This window comes from Flagellimonas lutimaris (assembly GCF_051494225.1).
Lineage (GTDB): Bacteria > Bacteroidota > Bacteroidia > Flavobacteriales > Flavobacteriaceae > Flagellimonas > Flagellimonas lutimaris_A.
Genome location: NZ_JBNPYE010000005.1, coordinates 217,507 through 238,839, shown reverse-complemented (window position 1 = coordinate 238,839; position 21,333 = coordinate 217,507). Strand labels below are relative to the sequence as shown.

General features: G+C 43.1%; 20 protein-coding genes. 2 read left to right on the top strand and 18 right to left on the bottom strand.

What is annotated here, in order from left to right:
- Positions 1-445: 445 nt before the first annotated feature.
- The 3 genes from ACQQ5U_RS12125 to ACQQ5U_RS12115 all read right to left on the bottom strand — a co-directional run bounded on the left by ACQQ5U_RS12125 (position 446) and on the right by ACQQ5U_RS12115 (position 1,515).
- Positions 446-601, bottom strand: a complete 156-nt coding sequence (locus ACQQ5U_RS12125; protein ID WP_437397853.1) for a hypothetical protein — start codon at positions 599-601, stop codon at positions 446-448.
- Positions 602-655: 54 nt separating this feature from the next.
- Positions 656-1,105 carry a JAB domain-containing protein gene (locus tag ACQQ5U_RS12120; protein WP_437397851.1) on the bottom strand — a complete coding sequence of 150 codons (450 nt, stop codon included), beginning with the start codon at positions 1,103-1,105 and terminating at the stop codon, positions 656-658.
- Positions 1,106-1,173: 68 nt separating this feature from the next.
- The gene (locus ACQQ5U_RS12115) at positions 1,174-1,515 is read right to left on the bottom strand and encodes a single-stranded DNA-binding protein (protein ID WP_437397849.1); all 342 of its coding nucleotides are present in this window, start codon (positions 1,513-1,515) and stop codon (positions 1,174-1,176) included.
- A gap of 173 nt (positions 1,516-1,688) precedes the next feature.
- On the opposite strand from ACQQ5U_RS12115, the gene ACQQ5U_RS12110 reads away from it, so the two are divergent.
- Positions 1,689-1,901, top strand: a complete 213-nt coding sequence (locus ACQQ5U_RS12110; RefSeq protein ID WP_437397848.1) for a hypothetical protein — start codon at positions 1,689-1,691, stop codon at positions 1,899-1,901.
- A gap of 198 nt (positions 1,902-2,099) precedes the next feature.
- Here ACQQ5U_RS12110 and ACQQ5U_RS12105 read toward each other — a convergent pair whose 3' ends face one another.
- Positions 2,100-2,660 carry a hypothetical protein gene (locus ACQQ5U_RS12105; RefSeq protein ID WP_437397846.1) on the bottom strand — a complete coding sequence of 187 codons (561 nt, stop codon included), beginning with the start codon at positions 2,658-2,660 and terminating at the stop codon, positions 2,100-2,102.
- 25 nt (positions 2,661-2,685) lie between these two features.
- Here ACQQ5U_RS12105 and ACQQ5U_RS12100 point away from each other — a divergent pair, with 25 nt between their 5' ends.
- Entirely contained in the window at positions 2,686-2,865 is a 180-nt protein-coding gene (locus ACQQ5U_RS12100) for a hypothetical protein (protein ID WP_437397844.1), read from the top strand.
- Between the two features lie 392 nt (positions 2,866-3,257).
- On the opposite strand, the gene ACQQ5U_RS12095 is transcribed toward ACQQ5U_RS12100, so the two are convergent.
- The 14 genes from ACQQ5U_RS12095 to ACQQ5U_RS12030 all read right to left on the bottom strand — a co-directional run bounded on the left by ACQQ5U_RS12095 (position 3,258) and on the right by ACQQ5U_RS12030 (position 21,240).
- Positions 3,258-3,434, bottom strand: coding sequence for a hypothetical protein (locus tag ACQQ5U_RS12095; RefSeq protein WP_437397842.1), 177 nt, complete (start codon positions 3,432-3,434; stop codon positions 3,258-3,260).
- Positions 3,435-3,609: 175 nt separating this feature from the next.
- Positions 3,610-5,160, bottom strand: coding sequence for a metallophosphoesterase (locus ACQQ5U_RS12090; RefSeq protein ID WP_437397840.1), 1,551 nt, complete (start codon positions 5,158-5,160; stop codon positions 3,610-3,612).
- Between the two features lie 121 nt (positions 5,161-5,281).
- Positions 5,282-7,372, bottom strand: coding sequence for a glycoside hydrolase domain-containing protein (locus ACQQ5U_RS12085; RefSeq protein WP_437397838.1), 2,091 nt, complete (start codon positions 7,370-7,372; stop codon positions 5,282-5,284).
- Positions 7,373-7,376: 4 nt separating this feature from the next.
- Entirely contained in the window at positions 7,377-8,612 is a 1,236-nt protein-coding gene (locus ACQQ5U_RS12080; RefSeq protein WP_437397836.1) for a YdcF family protein, read from the bottom strand.
- A gap of 64 nt (positions 8,613-8,676) precedes the next feature.
- Positions 8,677-10,353, bottom strand: coding sequence for a RagB/SusD family nutrient uptake outer membrane protein (locus tag ACQQ5U_RS12075; RefSeq protein WP_437397834.1), 1,677 nt, complete (start codon positions 10,351-10,353; stop codon positions 8,677-8,679).
- 7 nt (positions 10,354-10,360) lie between these two features.
- Positions 10,361-13,729, bottom strand: coding sequence for a SusC/RagA family TonB-linked outer membrane protein (locus tag ACQQ5U_RS12070; protein WP_437397832.1), 3,369 nt, complete (start codon positions 13,727-13,729; stop codon positions 10,361-10,363).
- 100 nt (positions 13,730-13,829) lie between these two features.
- The gene (locus tag ACQQ5U_RS12065) at positions 13,830-14,420 is read right to left on the bottom strand and encodes an RNA polymerase sigma-70 factor (protein ID WP_437397830.1); all 591 of its coding nucleotides are present in this window, start codon (positions 14,418-14,420) and stop codon (positions 13,830-13,832) included.
- Positions 14,410-15,396: a FecR family protein gene (locus ACQQ5U_RS12060; RefSeq protein ID WP_437397828.1), complete on the bottom strand. Its 987-nt coding sequence runs from the start codon at positions 15,394-15,396 to the stop codon at positions 14,410-14,412. Before ACQQ5U_RS12060 ends, ACQQ5U_RS12065 begins: the two co-directional genes overlap by 11 nt.
- Before the next feature lie 924 nt (positions 15,397-16,320).
- Entirely contained in the window at positions 16,321-17,541 is a 1,221-nt protein-coding gene (locus ACQQ5U_RS12055; protein ID WP_437397826.1) for an MFS transporter, read from the bottom strand.
- Positions 17,542-17,589: 48 nt separating this feature from the next.
- The gene (locus ACQQ5U_RS12050; protein ID WP_437397825.1) at positions 17,590-18,591 is read right to left on the bottom strand and encodes an aldo/keto reductase; all 1,002 of its coding nucleotides are present in this window, start codon (positions 18,589-18,591) and stop codon (positions 17,590-17,592) included.
- A gap of 77 nt (positions 18,592-18,668) precedes the next feature.
- A complete protein-coding gene (locus tag ACQQ5U_RS12045) occupies positions 18,669-19,577 on the bottom strand; it encodes a helix-turn-helix domain-containing protein (protein ID WP_437397823.1) in 909 nt (302 codons plus the stop codon).
- Positions 19,578-19,661: 84 nt separating this feature from the next.
- Positions 19,662-19,949, bottom strand: a complete 288-nt coding sequence (locus ACQQ5U_RS12040; protein WP_437397821.1) for a putative quinol monooxygenase — start codon at positions 19,947-19,949, stop codon at positions 19,662-19,664.
- 20 nt (positions 19,950-19,969) lie between these two features.
- The gene (locus ACQQ5U_RS12035) at positions 19,970-20,563 is read right to left on the bottom strand and encodes an NAD(P)H-dependent oxidoreductase (RefSeq protein ID WP_437397819.1); all 594 of its coding nucleotides are present in this window, start codon (positions 20,561-20,563) and stop codon (positions 19,970-19,972) included.
- A gap of 77 nt (positions 20,564-20,640) precedes the next feature.
- Positions 20,641-21,240 (bottom strand): nitroreductase family protein, encoded by a 600-nt coding sequence (locus ACQQ5U_RS12030; RefSeq protein ID WP_437397817.1) that lies wholly within the window; start codon positions 21,238-21,240, stop codon positions 20,641-20,643.
- Positions 21,241-21,333 lie beyond the last annotated feature (93 nt).

Below are 21,333 nucleotides of genomic sequence, written 5' to 3'. Positions count from 1 at the left end.
GTCCTTAGGGTCTGTGCCGTGGTAAAACGGCAAACGCCTTATCAAAAAAGTGTCGCTTGATTCCAATATCATCGAATTGTTCACTTTGTTCATTTTTGACTTGTTTTTAACATGGAAATCCTTTTTGTACCAGGGGCCCAAAAAGCATCGCACAACATGGCTTAAACAGCCAGTTGCCAGTTCCGTGAAAAACAAATCGAATGGTACGGACTTTGTGGAAAGTCAAATCAAACAGGCTTGCCGTACCAAAAGGGCCATGCTATTTCCTTAAATGTAGGGAAAATCGGGATTTTGTAAAAACACAAAACCGTGACGATCGTGCACAATTGCACAGGTATTTTAGGGATGGGGCCTCTTTGGAAAATCAAAACGTCAGATGTAGGACGGAAGAACAAAAAAAAGACCCTCGAAAGAAGGTCTTTTAGTATAGTCCTGAAGAATAGGATCAGGTTTTGGATTGTTCCTTGGTATATTCGAAACGGAACGCCCAAAGGTTGACGACCACGTGGAATGATTTTTCCGCATTGGTTGGGTTAAGGTTTTGATTTCCTTGGTGTTTTCGGGCGGGAATCTCGAGTGATTTTCGGATACGTGTTTCCATGGTTTTTGTTTTTATGTGATTTTCAATTCCTGTAACAACCCCCAAAAAGGAGGTTTATAAAATGCCGTTGTCCGCAAAACTGTAGTAACGGCCATCGGGTGCCAGGATGATATGGTCCAGGACCTTGACATCAAAAAGCTGCGCGGCCTGTTTGACCTTTTGGGTCAATTGCTTGTCCTGACAGCTGGCCTTGAGTTGTCCCGAGGGGTGGTTATGGGCGAGGATGATCCCGACCGAGAGTGTCTTGAGCACGATGGCGAACAGGATGCGCATATCGACCAAGGTTCCCGTGATGCCCCCAATGGAGAGGGGATAGATTCCTTTGACCTTGTTGGACTGGTTGAGCAGGAGAATTTTAAAGCATTCGTTCAACCCAATGGTATCGGCATCCCAATTCTTGAAGAGCAACTCTGCCACATCGTTTGAATTGGTGATGGAGAGCGATTTAAGGGTACTGAGCTTTTCCCTATAACTGATCTGTATTTCGTTGACGCTATGTTCCATTTCCTTTATGTTTAGGATGGATAAAGAAAGGGGCGCCAAAAGAATCCCTATGGACGCCCCTATCGATATCAATCGTTGTTACCACCCAACAATAGGATCTCACTGGCCACGATTTCGGTCACGTACCGTTTGTTGCCCTCTTTGTCCTCATAGGATCGGGAGGTCAATTTTCCCTCGATGGCAATCTCCTTGCCCTTGGTCACGAATCCTTCGATAATGTCGGCAAGCTTGCCCCAACCGATCACGGTATGCCATTCGGTGTTGGTCACCCGTTCCCCTTGGGAGTTCTTGTAGTGTTCATTGGTCGCCATGGTCAAGCGTGCCACACGTTTCCCTTTTTCAAGATCTGTGATTACGGGGCCTTGCCCCACGTTCCCGATCAACTGTACTTTGTTTCTTAATGTACTCATGATAAAAAGCTTTAAAAGATTAATATTTCCCCCTGTTTTTTTGGTCATTGTTTCCCAAATTTTAAGGGGCGTTTGTTTGCTTCTTACGTGCGTAGCACCATAAAAGAAGGGGGTTCTGTCAAGGCTTTTGGACAGAAATCGGGAGGCTCCACAACGTAGCAAAACCCTTGGCCATGCCTGCGGCAGGCAAGGTTTTCAAGGAAGTGGAAACCCTATTTATGGACAAAACCTGTCTTGGCCTTGACAGGTTCAATGAGGGCCTTAGGAATTCCATCCGACCCATTGACCAGGGAGCGTACGGGAAGTTAAGCGACTGTAGGCGATGGTGTCCTGATGGGAAGTCCTTGGGTCCTGCCCTGTTTTTCGACGACCCGAAAAACAACTAGGGCTTCTTTTATTACGGACCCTTAAAATTTGATGGGCGGACGGACGGATTTGCGGCCTTTCCCGGCAAAGCCCCAAGAAGGGTTTGCAAAGGAAGGGCGCACCAAAAATCCGTTTGGACGACTTCCGTATTGGCCAAATGTTAATACATCAACTATTGCGATAGTAATGGGTAGGTAATCCTAGAACCTGGTTTCCTTTTAGTCTTTCTGGAACAGCTCTCCCTGATTGTTCGGGGAAGGTCCGCTCGATTTGGGCGTTGAAGTTTTCAAGCTGTCCTTTAAGGCCCTTCTTCGTTTCTGATAGATCCAGACCCTTAACCTTTTCAGAAGGCCCATCTCATATTCGGACAGTTGTTTTGGTGCCACTTCCTCCATGGCGTCCATCTGTCCTGTTTTTTTGAAGGTCTTGGCATACTGGAGCCCACACCATGTGTAGATGTTAGCCCATTCACTGGACATGGGAGATTCGAAGGTCCTGGGCATCATATATGCCACAACCTCGGTCAAGGAGGCCATGTGTTCCCCACGCATCTGGGTCAACATCCGGGCCATGGTAATGTTGTCCAAAAGGTCTTTGGGCACGGCATCCTGCCATTGTGATGGATACACAATGATGGGACTTTGCAATAGGTCCATAAAGTCAAGGACAAAATCGGATTTAGCTTTTTTGAAAGGCTTGGAGCTTTGGTTTGGATTCGGTGTTTTCGTTGGCTCCAGTTCAAAGCCAAAATCCAGTTGTACTAGGTTTTGTTTTTCCATGATTTGCGTTTTAAATTGAACAATAATGGCAGACCACCAAACGCAAGGGAAAATTTTGGAGTGGGAAGGAAACGGAATAAACCTGCCGGCAGGCAGGAAGGAAGGAAGGAAGGAAGGAAGGAAGGAAGGAAGGCAGGAAGGAAGGAAGAGAGTGGATGAGCGGCTTTATGCCGTCCCTTGTCCGAGAAATATTTTCCGGGTTTAACTTTGAACAGTATTGATCGTAACAAATACCATCCTCCTTCTTCAATTGGACCGGTATATCTAAAAGAGCCAACTCAATGATTCAATCCATCGATGATAGAACGGTCAATATAATCGCCTACCCGTTTTTGTTGATAGAGAAAATAAAGACCGCAATAAGTATTTTGCGGTATAGGATAAAATGAAAAAGGGGGCCTTGAGCCCCCTACTTTCCGCATGTTTTATCATAGTGTCATTCAATGACGACAGTGTGGGTCTCATCTGGAAACGCCGGACATAGTATACCACCTTCGCCGGATAGAATTGAGCACCCTCATGACTAACGCAAAAGCCTGATTTTAAAATCACTAAATCCAAAAATTAGGTGGCTCTCATTTTCCGTTTTTGGTGGTCTCAACCATCCGGCTCATCCACTCTGGGAAGTCCTGAAAAATGGGCCATTTTGGCAAAAAGTTCGAGTCCCGTCCACCAATTGCTTGGAATATTTCTAAATTCAAATAAAAACCTGTAAATCAAATTTTTAAACGCTTTTTTAATTTCCATTGATGCCAAAAACAACCATTTTGCCATACCTTAATTTCTTATAGTGAATGCTCATTGCAAAAAACGGTCATAGTATACCACCCAAAACGGAAAAAATTGAGCATAGTAAAATGACGCATAAGTAAATGGTTCATATTCATCTATAATGGAATATAAGATGGTTCAAATTATCCATACCATCCACTGAGATTAAAAAAACAGATTAGTCCAAGACTTTTCCATGAACATCCAATGTCAGTGTTTTCCTGTCATCACCTTTTTTCAGCCGAACCTTGTATCCCGTAAAATCCTTCTCGTTGACAAACCTTACCCCATTTACTTGGAAGCCAGGGTATTTTGACAATAATGATTGTTCCACTCCCTGGGGCAATAAATCCTCATAGGGAATGGTATTGGAAAATCTCCGCTCCGAGATGGCTTCATTATTTCTTTCTACAAATTCATTGGGAAGACCTTCCTTTTTAATTAAATCGAATGCATCATAAAGTTCCCCTACTGCGGTATAGGATTCAAAGGACAATTTACCATCTTCAATGGTGATTACTTGGAACAATTGGGTGTTTTCGGCTGCCCTATCCCTTTCTGCATCATAGCCTTCCCATCCATTTTTTCGTAAGCCGTACATTTTACCACCACTTACAGAAACCACATAAACGGTTCCTGTCTTGTCCCTTAAATTAACCCCGTCCAAAACATTCTCATTTGGGGAAACCCTTCCACGGGCATAACTATGATCATGGCCCTGTAAAACAAGGTCAACCCCATATTTATCAAAAATGGGTTTCATCAACGCTCTCCATTCTTTATTGTCCCGGCCATCGGAAGCCGAAAATAAAGGGTGATGGAAGGTGACAATTATCCAGTCCTTGTCTGTTTCCGATAGCAATTTTTCTACCCACTTGGCTTGTTTTTCATGGTCAACGTTACTGTTCAATCCAATGATCCGCATGTTTTGATAATCCATGTAATAGGCAGTTTCCTCCATTCCTTCCGGACCATTTTCTGGTAAGGTAAATTGATGTTTCCACTGTACGGACAGGCTTCTTTCCGATGCTTCAGGACTCAAATTTCGATACTCATGGTTGCCAGGGATTGGAAATGCTCCAATGGAAGCATGAATCCACCCTCCGGCATCGAACCATTCCTGCCATTGTTGTTCATTGTGGGCGTTGTTCACCAAATCACCTGCATGCACAATAAATTTAGCATCCGGAGCCTTTTTATAGCTTTCCCTGATCAGTCGGGACCATAATTCCAATATAAAATTTTGTGTGTCGCCTACATATAAAAACGAAAATTTATCCTTGCTTTCCTTTGGTGCGGTCTTAAACTGTATCCACTCGCTCCATCGTTTGCCATCCCCTACTCGATAGGCATATGTAGTATCACTCTTTAAATCCGTAAACCACACCGAATGGTAGTTGGCCCGCACTTCCGCCTCATCAATCTCCAAGGCATCGAACCTTGTCGTTATTGCTTTTATGGTTTTTGCGTTGCGCCAAAATTTAGGAGCTGCGGAGGCAATGGCAATCTCAGCATAGGCAGTATCAATATCCGAAGTTGTTCTCCAAGTAACACTGGCCGATGTGGCAGGATCTTCCCCAAACGAAAGGACAATCCTATCAGGATGCTTCGAGGGTTTTCGCCATTCCACATCAAATTCAGGTGCTTTGTAAGTACGGGGCAGTTCTTGCCCACAGATTTTGTTATGTGCCACTAAAACGAGTAGCGAGACAAGTAATTGGATTTTCATTCTCATAAAAGGTTACATACAATTAATCAAGATGCAGCCTCAAAAACCGGCTGCATCTCTTCTAACTAAACAAATAAACAAACTCAATTGAACTGACCATTTTCTTAAGGTTAAATATTGGTCAATCTTTTACCCTATCGATTTTGGTTCGATACGGGGTCCCCACACCCCACTTTTGGTTGGGAGCGCTATCGGTTTCCATGATCAATTCCCCTCCATCCATGATCTCTTGATGGGTCAACCAATTTCTATACAAAGGCTTTCCGTTCAAATGAACAGATTTGATGTAAAAATGATCTTTATGGTAATTGGATACTTGGATTTTAAGCGATTTATCAGCGGACCAGCACAATACTGCTTCTTCAAAAATGGGTGCCGTCAAATAGTATGTAGGCTCACCAACATTCACAGCGGACAATCCCATGGCCCGAAGTACAAACCAAGATGACATGGTTCCCAAGTCATCATCCATGGTCCTTACATAGGCCCTTGGTCTATTGTTATAGATTCGGCCTATATAGGGGTCCACTCCTTTACTATTGTTATTGAAATAAAACTGAACCACCGTATCCAGCATAAGGTTGCGATACAGTTTTTGGGATTTCCAAGGCTCTTCGGTGGTATTGTAAAGTCCTGGCACTTGAAGATCGGGTTGATTCGCATGATTATAATTGTCTTCTTGAAAAAATTGATCCAATTGTTTCCTAAATGATTTCTCGCCCCCTGTCAAATCCTGTAGCCCCTCAATGTCAAAGGGAACAAACCAACGATACTGCCATAGCGTACCTTGGTACAATCCTCTGGCTCCCATACGGTCCACATCGGGCCACCCCATATCGGCAAAGTCCTTTTTCCAATAGGTTTTGTATTCCATTGCTTTATCCAAATAGCTATCGGCAAAAAGGGTATCCCCCAATTCCAGCATCAGCTTTGAAGAGGCCCATAGATCGTAGGAAGATTCCAAAGCCTTGTCCGGCGAACTAAAATCCAATCGCCCAATTTCATGGATCAAAGAATCCTTTATCTTTTCCAAAGGAAGTCGGTGTCCCTTCCCCAAGGCATCCAAAAGCACCACTTGGGCATGTTCTGTGCGAACGGAATTGGAAGGCTCATGCATGGTTGACCAATCATTTTTACCATAACGGTACAGATTAGCTATCGATCGGGCAACGTCGCCATATTTTTGAGGGTACAGCAGCGACAATAAAGGCATTTGTTCCCTGTAGTTGTCCCATATGGCCCATCCATGATAGATGGAGTCGTTGGATTTTTGCACCGATCCATCTATGGCTTTATAGCTACCATCGGGCTCAGAAATCAAATATGGGGATTGAAGAGCACGGTACAACAAGGAATAAAAAAGGGCAACCCTATCCTTTTCCCCCTGTACTTTTACCCGCCCCAATAGGGAATTCCATTCCAATGTGCTTTTTTCAAGGGTTTCTGACAAACCTCCACTATTTATCACCCTTGCCTTTGCAAACGCTACATTCACGGATGAAAAACCAATTCTTAGCCCCATTGTTGGCGCATCTGTTCCCTTGATGACATAGGTGTCTTTTTCAGCTGCTGAAATGGAGGAAGCATGATCGAATTCCATATAAAAATACAGTCTGTACCTGCCACGATCGCAAACGGTCTTGGTATCCACCCATCCCTTGATGGTATTCCCTACTGTGATGTGCTCTGCCGCCACAAACCGGTTCAAAAAAGCATAGGACAGGTCGATCTCTAACTTTTTTTCCGAATCCGGAAAATGATATTGATGTACTCCATAATTATGGATAGTGGTCATTTCGGCACTTATACCATTTTCAAAGACAACTTTGTAATAACCCGGTTCGGCTGTTTCATTTTTCTTGATCAATTTTTCATTCAGACCATCATTTCCAAAAGGCTTCACTAAAATGTTACCTCCTCCCCCTCTACAACCGACTCCTTCGATATGAGTATGAACAAATCCAAAAAATTCCTTGGCATAATGATCATAACCGGTATGTGTACCCGGGTGCGTCACCGGGCCTATTGAAATCATATTGAAAGGGGATCCAGCTGCTGGCGACATCTGACCATGATCCCCAGAGGTGCCCAAAAACACGTTCACCTGCTCGCTTGGGGATATTTTGCCCTTCTTGGGATGTTCAATGGTTTCGCCTTGTTGACATCCAAATACAAGAAGTAACCATGGAACAAGTACACCTATTTTTTTCATGTAATTATGGGTCTAAAGGTTGATATGGGTTTTGATGGAACGACACCCTATTCCCAGTAAATTCAAGCGTTGTTGGGGAAAGCCTATCATGGAAATCCACGGGCTGGTACCCCAATTCATCCCGACAACGTTTTTTAAAAGTTTCACTAGCTGTATAAGCACTATGTGAAGGATTGGTCACCACCAAACTTTTTTGATTCAAAGGAATTCCGTAATCCACCATTAAGCGAGTGGCATTTCTCATATTGGTGGTCGTATGCCTCGCATAGGGCTCAATAATGATGTTTTCCTCTGGAACCCTATATTCCTCCATGAGCTCTTGCTTCATTTCTATTGCTTCACAGTATGGCGTCATATACGGATGTACATGACCTCCTGAAACGATAATGAACGGAGCTTTTTGAGCACGGTATTCCTTCATGGCCAATTGTAGGTTGATCTTGCCCGCGATGGATAGCTTGTCCCGATAATTTTCAGGACCTCCCCCAAGAACCACAATGGATGCATAGGGATACGCTTTAAAGTCCGTCGCTTTTATGGCCTCGATGGCTTTGGCATTCTCTTTTTGGTCCAATGGATCATAGCGAACCGCTTCATCCTTATGGTTTGCGTACAATAGGTTTAAGGCAAGGTTCAGACTTGGTTGAAAAAACAGCTGTGTTTCTTGGGCATCTTCAATGGCCTCGGTCTTTAGAATGGAAAGGGCAGATAGGTATCGTTTTGATTTCGCATCAAAGGATACCGAGTCAATATTCCTATAAAATGGCATTTTGCCTGCTCCATAAACTTCCAGAACGGTATCCAATCCTTTGGCACACTGTTCCCAGATTTTATAAAGGTATTCATCGTCGGGCGTATTTTCAAAATTGGCATAACGATTGGATTCCCGAAGTTTTTGAATCAAATTTTTAAAACCAACATTTTTTTTTGACAAATCCACCAATCGTTTTCCAACGGTTTGGATATCATTCTCCGACCATAAAAATGGTGCAATGATCTTCGCCCCATTATTAGGTGTTGATTTCAACGACGATGTCATTTTATCCCAGTACAAATTCAAATGTTCATCCACCTTTAAGAGCTCCATAAGCTCCCTATCATTTTCCATGGCCGAAAACAAGTAGAAATTTTTTTCCTGTAACCTTTCTTGGGTCTTATTGGGATAGTTTTGACTTTTGGTCTGTGCATGGGAAATAAAGGCACAACCCATAACCAGTGAAAAAAGTAATAGTTTTTTCATGCTATTGATTTTAAAAAGGGTGGCTCCAATTATTATGGAGCCACCCTTTCATTTAAAATTTTGGTTAGTATCTGTTGTTCTGGGTTATTAGACCATCGTCAACACTGTCAATATATTCTTGTGGTATTGGCCAGTACTCATTTTTGCCTTCGGTAAATACGGCATTGGTCAAGTGGGACCTTCTGGTCCTTTCCACCTCCAAATACTCATCGATCACTTCTTTGGCGACGCCCCAGCGAACCAAATTAAAGAAACGGTGTCCTTCCATGGCAAGTTCCAAACGCGATTCCATACGGACCTTGTCCATGGCATCGGTGGGATCGGTCCAAACAGTATCATAGGTTCCGATATTGTAGTTCGCGGCATCCCCAGAACCGTCCAAGGTTTGGACGTATTGGGAATTGGCGGCACGTTCACGAATTTGGTTTACCAAACTTCTCGCTTCTTCCAGGTTACCCAATTCCACAGCGGCCTCCGCCCTCCACAACAATACTTCGGCATATCGGATGATGTAATAGTTTAGGGCATCCACGTAGGGCCAAACAATGGTATGATAAGGTGAATTCGCAGAAAGGATCCGTTTTTTGGGACCATAAGGCCCATAAGTCGCCAAATCCCTGGCCCAACTGGCATCATACAAAATATCCAAGTCTTTGTAAGGAATCCCAGGTCTTCCGATGGTAATATCCAATCGAGGGTCCACAAAATCGGTCTCGGTCACATCAATATTGTCGTTGACCGGCAAACCGGATGTATCGGTTTTAAAGGCATTCACCAAATTTTGCGAGGGACGGTGAAATCCATATTGGGAATAAAATGGACCTCCGGGGGCGGTCAAACGGTCGCCAATACTACCGTTATAATTGTTTCCTTGGCCATCGTTCACCGAATATTGCACTGCAAAAATCACCTCGGTTCCGTTATCGTTTTCAGGCAGGAAGACCGATTGAAAATCATCCATCAATGCATAGTTCCCTCCCATGACCAAGGTCGTGGCATCAAAAGCGGCCTGCCATTTTTCTTGAAACAGATAGGTTTTCGCCAAATAGGCCATAGCCGCAAGATTCGTAGGTCTGCCCACTTCCTCCTGAGTGCTTGGCAAGACATCGTATGCAGCTTGGAAATCAGCCTCTATTTTGGCCCAAACTTCCGAGGAGGAAAATTCTGTGTTGGAACGTGCATAGTCGGAAACGGTTTCTGCAGTTTCGTCAACATATGGAATATGATTATAGATTTTTTTAAGTTCGAAATAGTAATGACCTCTTAAAAATCTAAGTTCTGCGGTTCTTTGGGTTTTTAAATTTGCATCGAAGTCCTCTGATGCGTTCAACAGTTTCATGGCCTCATTGGTCCTTTTTACACCTTCGTACAATGCCATCCATTTGCGTTCCACATCATAAGTGGCGGGAGTAGTGTTATAAAGTTCCATTTGATGGATTTGGTTCTGATCACCGGTACCACCGCCCCCTTTATAGCAATCATCGGAAACAACGTCTCCAAAGCTCCAGTTGGACGCCGGGGAATTGTAGGCATTACTGGCCCCGTCTATCTGACCGTTCAATACACTGTATGCAGAAATAATGGCTTTTTCCACATTTTCTGCTTTGGTCATTTCTATTGGTGAAACCTCTCCATAGGTCACTTCCTCAAGAAAGTCCTTGGAACAAGATCCTAAAACCGTAAGTGCCAAGGTCGCACCTACCATTACATATTTTGATTTTATTTTCAACATGGTTTTCATGGCTTTTTTAAAGTTTTAAGTTACATCCAATTACAAAAGTCCTGCTCGGAGGATACAATCCTCGATCGACACCGATATCTAGGTTACGGTTGCTTCCCCCATAGTTCTGTAGCCCCACTTGTGGGTTCATTCCACTATAATCAGTAATGGTGAACAAGTTGCTCGCCTGTGCATAGACCCTAAGGCTCATCCCTCCCAAAAGTTCCGGGTCGATGGTATATCCGATTTGAAGATTGGTCAATCGAACATAAGAACCATTTTCCACGTAATAGGTCGAGGGGCGGATATTGTTATTGGGATCATCCAAGGACAATCTTGGAATGCTGGTGGCAGTATTGGATTCCGACCAAGCGTTCAACAATACATTTTCCTTGTTGTATGCTGCTTGGTTAAAGAAATGGTTCTTGTACTTGGTAAAATTGTACGTATCATTTCCAAAACTTCCGTTAAACAAAATTCCAAGGTCAAAATCCTTGTAATTGAACTGAAGGTTTAGGCCCAACATAATATCAGGATGTGGAGATCCAATGAAAGTTCTGTCATCCGCATCCACATCACCGTCCCCATCCACATCTTTGAACCTAATGTCCCCTGCCTGCGCATTGGGTTGCAGACCATAACTGTCAACCTCAGCCTGACTTTGGAACAATCCTTCCGCAACATAACCATAAAAGGAGGCTATGGGCTGACCGACCGCGCTTCTAGAGATTTCCTGATCAAAGTTGACACTGTGCAATGAAGAACTTGGAATCCCCAAATAATCAGATGTGGTCAACTCCGTAAGCTCATTCTTGGCACCGGTCAAGTTCAATCCAATACTATAGCCCAAATCACCCACCATATCGTTATAGTTGATGTCCAATTCAAAGCCATTGTTCTTCATTTTCCCATCGTTGACCCACTGCCCGTCATTGGTGCCTCCATACGTTAATGGTACGGTATTGTAGACCAAGATATCGTCTGTTTTTTTCACATAATAATCAGCCGTAATGTTCAAACGGTCTTCCAAAAGCCCCAAATCCAAACCTATGGATGTTTGGGTAGTCGTTTCCCATTTCAGATCGGGATTGGGAATTCGCGATTGGGTAAGTCCAATATAGACTGATTCCTGTGCTCCATCAATTGCATAATTGGAGTTGGCATTGTTGTTTCGATAACTATCCACAGTAGCGTAATTGGAAATCTCCTGGTTTCCCGTTTGCCCCCAGCTACCACGTAACATCAGGGAAGAAATAATACCATTGGAGTTGAAGAAATCTTCGCGATCCAATCTCCATCCCAAGGATAAGGCAGGGAATGTTCCCCATCGGTTATCTTCATTGAACCTAGAACTACCATCACGTCTAACAGTAGCGGTAAAAAGGTATTTTTCATCAAAGTTATAGTTCAATCTTCCAAAGTAGGAATTCAAGGACCATCCATTGGCACTACCTGAATTCAACATATTCTCAGTACCAAAGCTTAGGTATCTGAAGTTTAAATCCTCGTACAAAAATTCGCTTACTGAGGCACTGAAGCCTTCGTAGTTGTACTCAATGGCCTCTTGGCCAATCAAAGCATCCACATGATGTTTCCCAAATTGCTTTTTATAGTTCAACGTATTGGTAAATGAGAACTGGTAATTAAAGCTATTGGAAGTTGACAAGGAATTGGTATTGTTGGTGGACAATATCTCGTCATATGTGGGTGAAAAACTTCTGATATTATAGTTTTGGTAATCCAAACCAAAGGAAGTTTTAAAGGTAAAATCACTTACATACAGATTGGCATACACATTTCCCAATGCCTGAACTCGTTTTTGCTTGTTGTCCTTGTTTCTGTATAACTGCCCCATCGGATTATTACTATCATTTATTGGGTTTCCTGCATATTCCCCATTGATGTCCTTAACTGGGACGATAGATGGAAACTGCATGGCAGTAAGGATTACACTTCCCAAAGCGGAGTTGGTTCCAACGGACACTTGCTCTTTGTAGTTGGCCGTGAAATTTTCCCCAATGGTAAGGAAATCACCAATATTGTAAGAGGAATTGAATCTTGCCGAATATCTCTCAAATCCGGTATATTTGATCAAGCCTTCCTGATTGTAATATCCTAAGGAGAATATGCTTTGGCTCTTGGAATCGCCTTTGGCCAACGATACATTATATGATTGGATCATGGCAGTTTGCATAATTTCTTTTACCCAATCTACATCAGCACTAGGAATTGTTTGATCGGCATCCAACCATTGTGGGATTACAGCTTGATTGGGGTCATCACCATAAATATCATTGGAAGGTGTCCCCCCATCATTGATGGTAGCTTGCCACAACAAATCCCCATATTGCTGGGCATTGAGCATCCTTGGCAAATTGTATGAAGATTGAAGCCCTGCATAACCATCAAATGAAACCACATATTCCCCTTGGGTATCAGATCCTTTTTTGGTGGTAATGATGACAACACCATTAGCGGCCCTTGACCCATAAATGGAAGCAGAAGCAGCATCTTTCAATACTTGGATGGTTTCAATGTCCGTAGGATTGATTCCATTAAGTCCATTGGAAGCTGGAATTCCATCGATAATCACCAAGGGGTCGTTGCTGTTAATGGTACTAAAACCACGGACCCTGATTGAAGTCCCACCACCAGGAGCGTTATCACTCATAATTTGAACGCCAGGTAGGCGTCCATCCAACATTTCTACCACGTTGGCCTTGGGTTGGGTCACAATTTCCTCCGGGGAAACCGATGCGATGGCCCCGGTAATGTTTCTTCTGGCCTCGGTACCATATCCGACCACCACGATCTCGTCCAGTTGGGAAGCACTTTCAAGCAAGGTAACCGTAACTTGGCTCAATTGATCAATATTGACATTTTGTCTTTGATAACCGATATACGTAACGGACAACAACTTAAAGTTCGAAGGGATTTCCAAACTAAAGTTCCCATCAAAATCAGAAACGGTACCATAGTCGGTTCCATCCACAAAAACGTTGGCTCCGGGAATCGGGGCACCGGATTCATCGATGACTTTTCCGGAAATGTTACGTTGTTCTTGGACAAATTTCACTAAGATCCCTTGCTCGGTCACTTTAAAATCCACATTGGCCTTATTTTTAAGGTCTTCCAATACAGCTTCCAAATTCACTTTGTTGGCATCAATACTGATACGTTGTTGCAGGTTTTGGGCATCTGCGGCATAAATGAATTTTTTGCCCGTTTGCTTTTCGATAAGATCGAACACCTTTTCCAGAGCAACACTTTTAAGGTTAAGATTGATGATCTCAAAATTTTGGGTGTTTACCGCTACGTTGGCCGATTTCGGAACAACAGTTGCCCGACCCAACAATGGCAAACACAACAGCAGCGCTAAGAGGTTTGATTTTTTCATTTTAAAAGAGTGATTTACTATTGGTTTTCAATAATTTTTTAGTTTTCAATTCAGGGTTACAGTCTGGTTTTTGTCATATAATGATTTTGTGAGGTGGGGGTTAATATTGCTTGTTCTTGACAACCATATTTCTAATGGTTTTGAGGGCTATGGCCATGTGGCTTTCAACGGTCTTCACGGAAACCCCAAGGATCTCGGAGATTTCCTTGTACTTGAGTTCATCCAGTCGGCTCATCTCGAAAATCTGACGGGATTTATTGGGAATATGGTCTAAGATTCCTTGTATCTTCCTGACATACATTTCCCTTTGTTCTTGATCGATGATCTCTTGTTCAATACATGGACTCGTGGCGTATTCATCCACCAATCCCTGATTTAGTGATTGTTTCATTTTTTGGTACGAAACCGGCTCCATGAGTTTATTCTTGACCACTACAAAGAGGTATGGTTTGGGCTTTTTGATCTCTTGGAGACGTTCATGGGCATTCCATAACTGAATAAACACATCTGACACTTTTTCCTCCACAACATCCAAATCATCTTCGTAAGCGATTCCAAAACGACAGAGACTTTCATAATATCGGTTGAAAATGGCCTCCAGCGCCCCTTTGTTCCTTTCTTTGATCAATTGGAACAGTTCCAAATCTGTTTTTTGATTCAAATCCTTGTATGTAGAAGACTTACTTTTCATCACTTGGGGCTATCGAAAATTTTTTCGGTGCTATTTTTGAAATCTTCGCATCAGCTATAAACTCCAATGTTTGGATGAACTGATCGAGGTCTTGATTTTCGAAGGCAGCATTGATTCTTTTGTTGGCGACCAAACTGTCCGAAACCATGAACTCGGCACCATAAAATTCATTGATGGTAAGTAATGCCTCTTCCAAGGTAAGGTCGTGCAACAAAAGAATGTTGTCTTTCCATGCAGTGGTTTTGGAGACATCAAAGTTGCGTTTTATCACTTCTCCAGTTTCTATGTCCCATGAAAGTTCTTCGCTCGGCCTTAATTGAATCTTATCGCCGGATTCCTCCAAGGTCACCTCCACCTTCCCGCTTTCCAAGGACACGGTTTTTGCTTTCCCCTTGGTGTTGACATTGAACTTGGTTCCCAAAACCTGCACTTCCAATCCATTGGTGCTCACCGTAAAAGGTCGCCCTTCATCCTTTTTAATCTCAAAGTAGACTTCTCCCTCCATCCAAACCTCTCGCTTGGCCTCGGTAAAAACTTCTGGATATTTGAGTTCGGAATTCGCGTTCACCATGACTTGTGAACCATCCGGAAGCGTAACCTGTTTTCTCTCCCCTTTTAGGGCAATAATATGGTTGGTGTACCTCGATTCGTTATCCTTGGTAAACAGAAAAACACCAAAACCGACCAAAACAGCAGCTGCGACCGCAACCAGTGTTTTCATTTTGGTACTGAGGAAAATACGTTTGGATCTTGTTTCTTGTGAAATTTCTTCCCGAACCCGTTTTGCAAAGTGCTCTTTTCGCAGCGGCAGGGAAGGTTTTGGGTAACAGTCCCATACTAGTTTGTAGTCTTGAAATCGTTCGCGAAAACTATCATCCAGCAGTAGGTTCACCTCAAACATGGATTGCTCTTGATCCATGCCCAATTCCCCCGAAAGCTTACGAACACACTTAATATCCTCCTTGGATATTTCCATACTTTGTCTTTTACCTATAGGAGGGTAAAAAGGTAGAATTACCCCTAGATCAGTATGTCATCAAAACGGTAAGTGTGGATTAACTAAAGGTTAATATCTAAGAAAGGTATCAATGGGTTATATTTTTATGAATTTAGTGATATCTTAAAAGGGGGAAGGTTACATTTTTAGGGAAGGCTTCATAAGGAGGAGGCAATTAAACGAAACCATTACCGGTTTTCATATAACGAAAAGCACCAATTGGTCTTTGTTTCTTTTTTTAACGGAAATACCCCCAGAAATCCCAACCATACAGCTAACCTGTTTACGCTTGCACGTCCTATGAAATTCAAATATACAGAGGAATCGGAGGCGGTTTTTTCCTTCTTTAACACCCAAGACGAGCCAGATGAAGTCCTTGGCAACTGTAGCCGTTTCGTGTATACCTTTAACGACTTGGGTTTCAGGAACGGGCTTTATTTTCTAAAAAAAGATAATCAGCGATTAACAAATAGCTGGGGGATCTATGAGTATAAATGGGATCAGGGCCTATGTGGCAAGTACTTGCTCCACCAGGAAAGTTTGAATTTACTTTTTTGACGGCTCTCCGAATCAGTATGGAGGGTATGGTTATGGGTTTAAAATCAAACCATATAAAAGAAATAATGATTCTGAAGGAAAATTAGTGAGACTCGGTGGGTCCATGTATGGTTTTATTTATAATATTCATAGTTATATGGATGATCAAGTGACAATTATTGTTCTAGGTAATATTCGGCCCTATCCAGTTATGGAGATTACTGAAAAAATCGAGAAAATATTGTTAGACAACTCTTATTTTTCGGTAGCTTTTTTAAAGTACGAAAACAGAACTCGATTGGTGTTAACAGTGTACCGGTCAAATAGTTTCATACCGTTTCAACGAATGAAAAAGTATCTCGATGCCTAATTTTCTGAGAGGTTCTCCGGCTTTACCAAAAACAACAGGATGACCATGATCAACATGCCCATGCCCAAATAACTGATACCGAGACCAGCTTGATCCTGCGGGTGTATGAGTCCCACAATGGCATAACTGGAAATGGAGGTGATGAAAAAAGCGGAACCCCCAATGAAACCACCTGATATGCCCGCCATTTTTGGAAACCTTCCGATACAATAGGCAAAGTAGTTGTTGAAGATGAACCCAACCCCTAAGTGCACCAAAAAGGCAAACAACACCAAGCTGTATATATTTTCCCAGATCGTGGCACTGAGAATCATCAGGATGATCACCATTATTTCCAATAGATTGGCGATTCTCAACTTGGGCATGAAAGGTTTGTCAATAAGCGTCTTGCCCAAAAAACCACCCAGCAACCAAGCGATTCCCATGATCAAGGAGGCATACCCCGCAACCACTGGAGGAAAACCCATGCCGTGTTCCACAATAAATGCACCTGAAAGGTTAAATATCATAATCGTTCCATAGCACAGACCACTACAGATGACCCCATAAATGAACATGGGCGTCCGCAACATAATGCCATAATCCCTCAATATGGCCTTTCGTTTGAAAGGTCTGAATTCCGGTACCGTTTCCCCAGAATAGAACAATTCCAACAATAACAGTACAAAGGCATATCCTGCCAAGACATAAAAACTGGCCTGCCAATTGAAATAATGCTGTAGATACCCCCCGATAAAGGGTGCCACAATAGGAGCTATGGACCATACGATGGACATAATGCTCAAGTAGTGCTTCCGCTTGTCCCCTTCATGTACATCCACAAAAAAACTCCGTTTGGAAACCCCGATACATCCAATGGCCACCCCTTGCAAAATCCTCATGGCATAGATGGGGGCCAAACTAGTGGACAGGGCAATGACCACATTGCTCAGAATGAACAGCACAAGTGCGATGAGCGTTATCCGGTAGCGTCCGTAACTGTCCATAATGCTGCCCGCAAAGAACTGTACCAAGGCATAGCTCAGCAAAAAGAAGGTCAGCGTCAATTGGACAGCTCCTTCGGATTGGTTCAGTTCCAAAGCCATGGTAGGCATGGAAGGAGCATAAATATCCGTGACCAATCCGGACATGGGAATCATTAAAAAGGAGATGAGGGTCGCCTTCCTTTTATGGTCATCGTGTAGTCGCTTTACGTCAGTATACGATTTTGTTACCAATTGTAAATTTTTTAATAAATGATTTTAATTGAATTACATCGGGGAATTTTAATTGTTCACCAAGCGCATGGCCCCTTCATTGTATCGCTCCCCCACATTCGGGTATTTTGCCAAAAGCTGTTCGATGGTCCGTAAGTCCCCTTTGGAAAGGTTCACATCCACGGCCAAAGCATTTTCTTTCAGCCTATGGATTTTACGGGTTCCGGGTATTGGGATGATATCGTCACCTTGGTGCAAGACCCAGGCCAAGGCCAATTGGGCCATGGTGATGCCCTTATGATGGGCCAATTCCTGTAATTCCAATTTAAGACGAAGATTGTTGTCGAGTTTGTCGCCCTTGTACCTTGGCAGTGTCCTTCTAAAATCCTTTTCATCCAGATTTTCCACTTTAAAGGTATCCGTGACCAATCCCCTTGCCAGAGGAGAATAAGGGACCAAGGACATGTTGTAAGCTCTGACGGTTTCCAGAATTTCACCTTCCACACCCCGGGTTAGCAACGAATATTCGCTTTGCAACGCAGAAATGGGATGTACGGCATTGGCCCGTTTAATGGATTCCGGGGATGCCTCGCTTAAACCCAGGTATCGTACCTTTCCTTCCTTTACCAAATCCGCCATGGCCCCCACGGTGTCCTCTACAGGTATATTGGGGTCCACCCGGTGGGCGTAATAGAGATCGATGACATCGACACCCAATCGCAGTAAACTTGCCTCCACAGCTTGTTTTACATAGGCAGGGGAGCCATCAAAATAGGTGTTGGGTGAATTGCTGTCCGAAGCTTTGTCCGTCCGAAACCGAAATCCGAACTTGGTGGCCAAAAATACTTTCTCCCTGTTATCTTTCAGAACCTGAGACAACAAACGTTCATTGGCCCCATTGCCATACATATCTGCCGTATCCCAAAAATTGATGCCCAAATCCAAGGCAGTGTGAAGTGTTTGAATGCTTTCGTTGTCATCGGAAGGACCATAGGCAAAACTCATTCCCATACAGCCCAATCCCAATGTGGACAACTGTTCTTCCGTGTTTCCTAATTTTCTATATTTCATGATACTTGGTTTTGAAGACAAAGGTAGGCACCATGCCAAGGGCATGCTTATAAAATTCAAAGCATCACTTATAAAATTCAAGCACGTTCCCCACGGGCACGATTGGGGGACACGCCCATTTTACCTTTGAAAAAATTGGTGAAGTAAGCCGGATTATCAAACCCAAGGCTATAGGCAATTTCCGAGATGCTGTGGTCACTATGTTGCAGTAGGGCCACCGCCTCTCGCAATACACGGTCCGCAATATGTTCCGTGGTCGTCTTATGGGTTTGTTTTTTGACCATTCTGTTCAAGTGGTTCACATGCACGGACAGATGTGTTGCAAAATCCTTGGCGGATTTCATTTCCAAAGGAGCGTTGGGAAAGTCAACCGGAAATTGCCGTTCCAACAACTCCAGAAAAAGGGAGGCTATGCGTTCTGACGAATTATAGCTTCTTTCAAAGCTATTGGCTGGATTGTACCTCATGGCCTCATGGATGATCAAATGCAGGTAACTTCGAATCACATCATACTTGAACTGATAGTCGGACTGCATCTCCCTTTCCATCTTTTGAAAAATATCGGATATCCCGGCCAGTTGATCACCATCCAAAAAGAAGACCGGGTCACTGCCCACCCTAAACAGTGGGGATTCCCTCAGACTTGTGGATGGTGCACCGTTGAAAAGAAAGGATTCTGAAAACAGGGCAAACCAACCCTTTTGTTCCTCTGTGCGAGCTTCCCACGCATAGGGCACCATGGGATTGGAAAACAACAATGCCGGACGGTCAATGGCAATCCACTTGTTGGCATATTGCAAGGTTCCCTCGCCAATGATCAGGGTAACCTTGTAAAAATCCCTTCGCATATAAGGACTGATCAATCTACACTTATCCCTGGAGAATACATTGATGTGGCCCGCCCCTGAATTGTTGAGCTGATCCGCACGGGCCCCTAATTTGGGCACCCGCTGATAAAAATCCTGTAAAGACTCTTTTTTATCCATACCACAAAATTATAAAATTCAAATCGGATGAAGACACCGAAAACCATCCTACCCAAACAGTCTTTACAGGAATTTAATCGACAATCAGAGCTTTGTGGCCTTGTACACTTCCACCGGTTCCATCAACTTGCCTTGTGCAAAGTCCTGAAAAGCCTTAATGTGAGGTTGGCCATTATGCTTGTCCAATCCCTTGTGATTCTCCCAGATTTCATAAAAGAGGAACCTGTTTTCTTGGTCTATATCCTGATGTAGATCATACATGATACAGGCTTCTTCTTTTTTGGTGGCCTTCACCAATTCCAGCAAAGCCTCCTTTATTTCCTCCTGGAATCCTGGTTTACTGGTAATGATTGCGGAAACATAAACTTTCATACTATTCTTCGTTTTTTGGTTTATACAAGATGGGTTTCCAAGTGTTGTCTGTATTCGCTCAGATATTTCTCCACTTGGGGATCTTTGATCACATTGAAACAATGGTACTGGGGCAACACCTCAAATCCACAGAACCGGTAATTGACACCCACGTTATACATGACATCGTCGGCCGTTTTACCACTTAACAGATATTGATTCTCATTTCCTGAAAATTCTTCCGGGGCATTCCATGAAGTGACCATGGTCATTTTCCTGCCCTGCATGAGCCCACCGGTACCATAGTTTTTTGAAGGATCTTTACGGGTACGGCCATCATCCTTCAACAATTTCCCGGCAGCCAATCCGGCATTAAAGACCTCGTCCACATATTTTTTGTGGATCCACGGGGTGTTGAACCAATAGACAGGGGTATGCAATACCACATAATCGGCTTTTACATAAAGGTCCACTTCTTTTTCCGGAGTATATTCCTCTTCTATATTGGTCATGCTATAGCTGTATCCCTTTTCCTCACAAAAGACCTTGGTCATGTCCGCCAAGGTTCGGGTCAAGGTTCCCTCAGAGATTCCTTCATAAAATTGATGGGCGTTGATAATGTGTACGTGTTTCATTGTAAAAATAAAATAAAGGGTTAGGACAGATTGAAAAAACAACCTATCAAAGTGATACTATTGATTGAATAAAATGATTAAATGGTTTGAATGACCTCCGCTTCCGCCCTACGGGATTTTGTCCGCATAGAAGGCTGATTGCTATCTTCCTTATCCCTATAACCGATGGCCACGGCCACCAAGGAAGCATATCCTTTCAAATTTAAAATCTCGTCGTAGGCAGCATTTTGGATGCCTTCCATCGGTGTTGAATCTATACCCATGGTGGCACAGGCCCCCAAAAAGAATCCCAAAGCCAAATACACCTGTTGGGATAGCCATGATTTTATTTCTTCATTGGAAAGGGATTTCAAATGGTTTTGATAATAGGCCAGGCTCCCCTCCGCCAAGTAACCTTGCATGTGTCTTTCAAATGCTTCTTTACCGTCCATCACAGAAAATACCACCAAATGGCTGGATTCCTTAATGCGTTGCTCATTAAAATGAGATTGTTCTGCCAGCCTTGCCTTGGTTTTCTCATCTGAAACGAAGATGAATTTCCAGGGTTGGCTGTTGATGGAAGATGGGCTCAACCTCAAAATATTTTTCAGGTCATCAATTAAGTGTTCTGGAACTTTTCTGGTTCCATCATACCTTTTGGTCGTATATCGTTCCTTGGCTATATCTATAAACTCCATTGAAATAATTAACTATACTTTTTATAGTTACAAACGTATGTATAGTTTTATATCTTTGCAATAACGGTCAAAATGTATAGCTTAACATTTTTT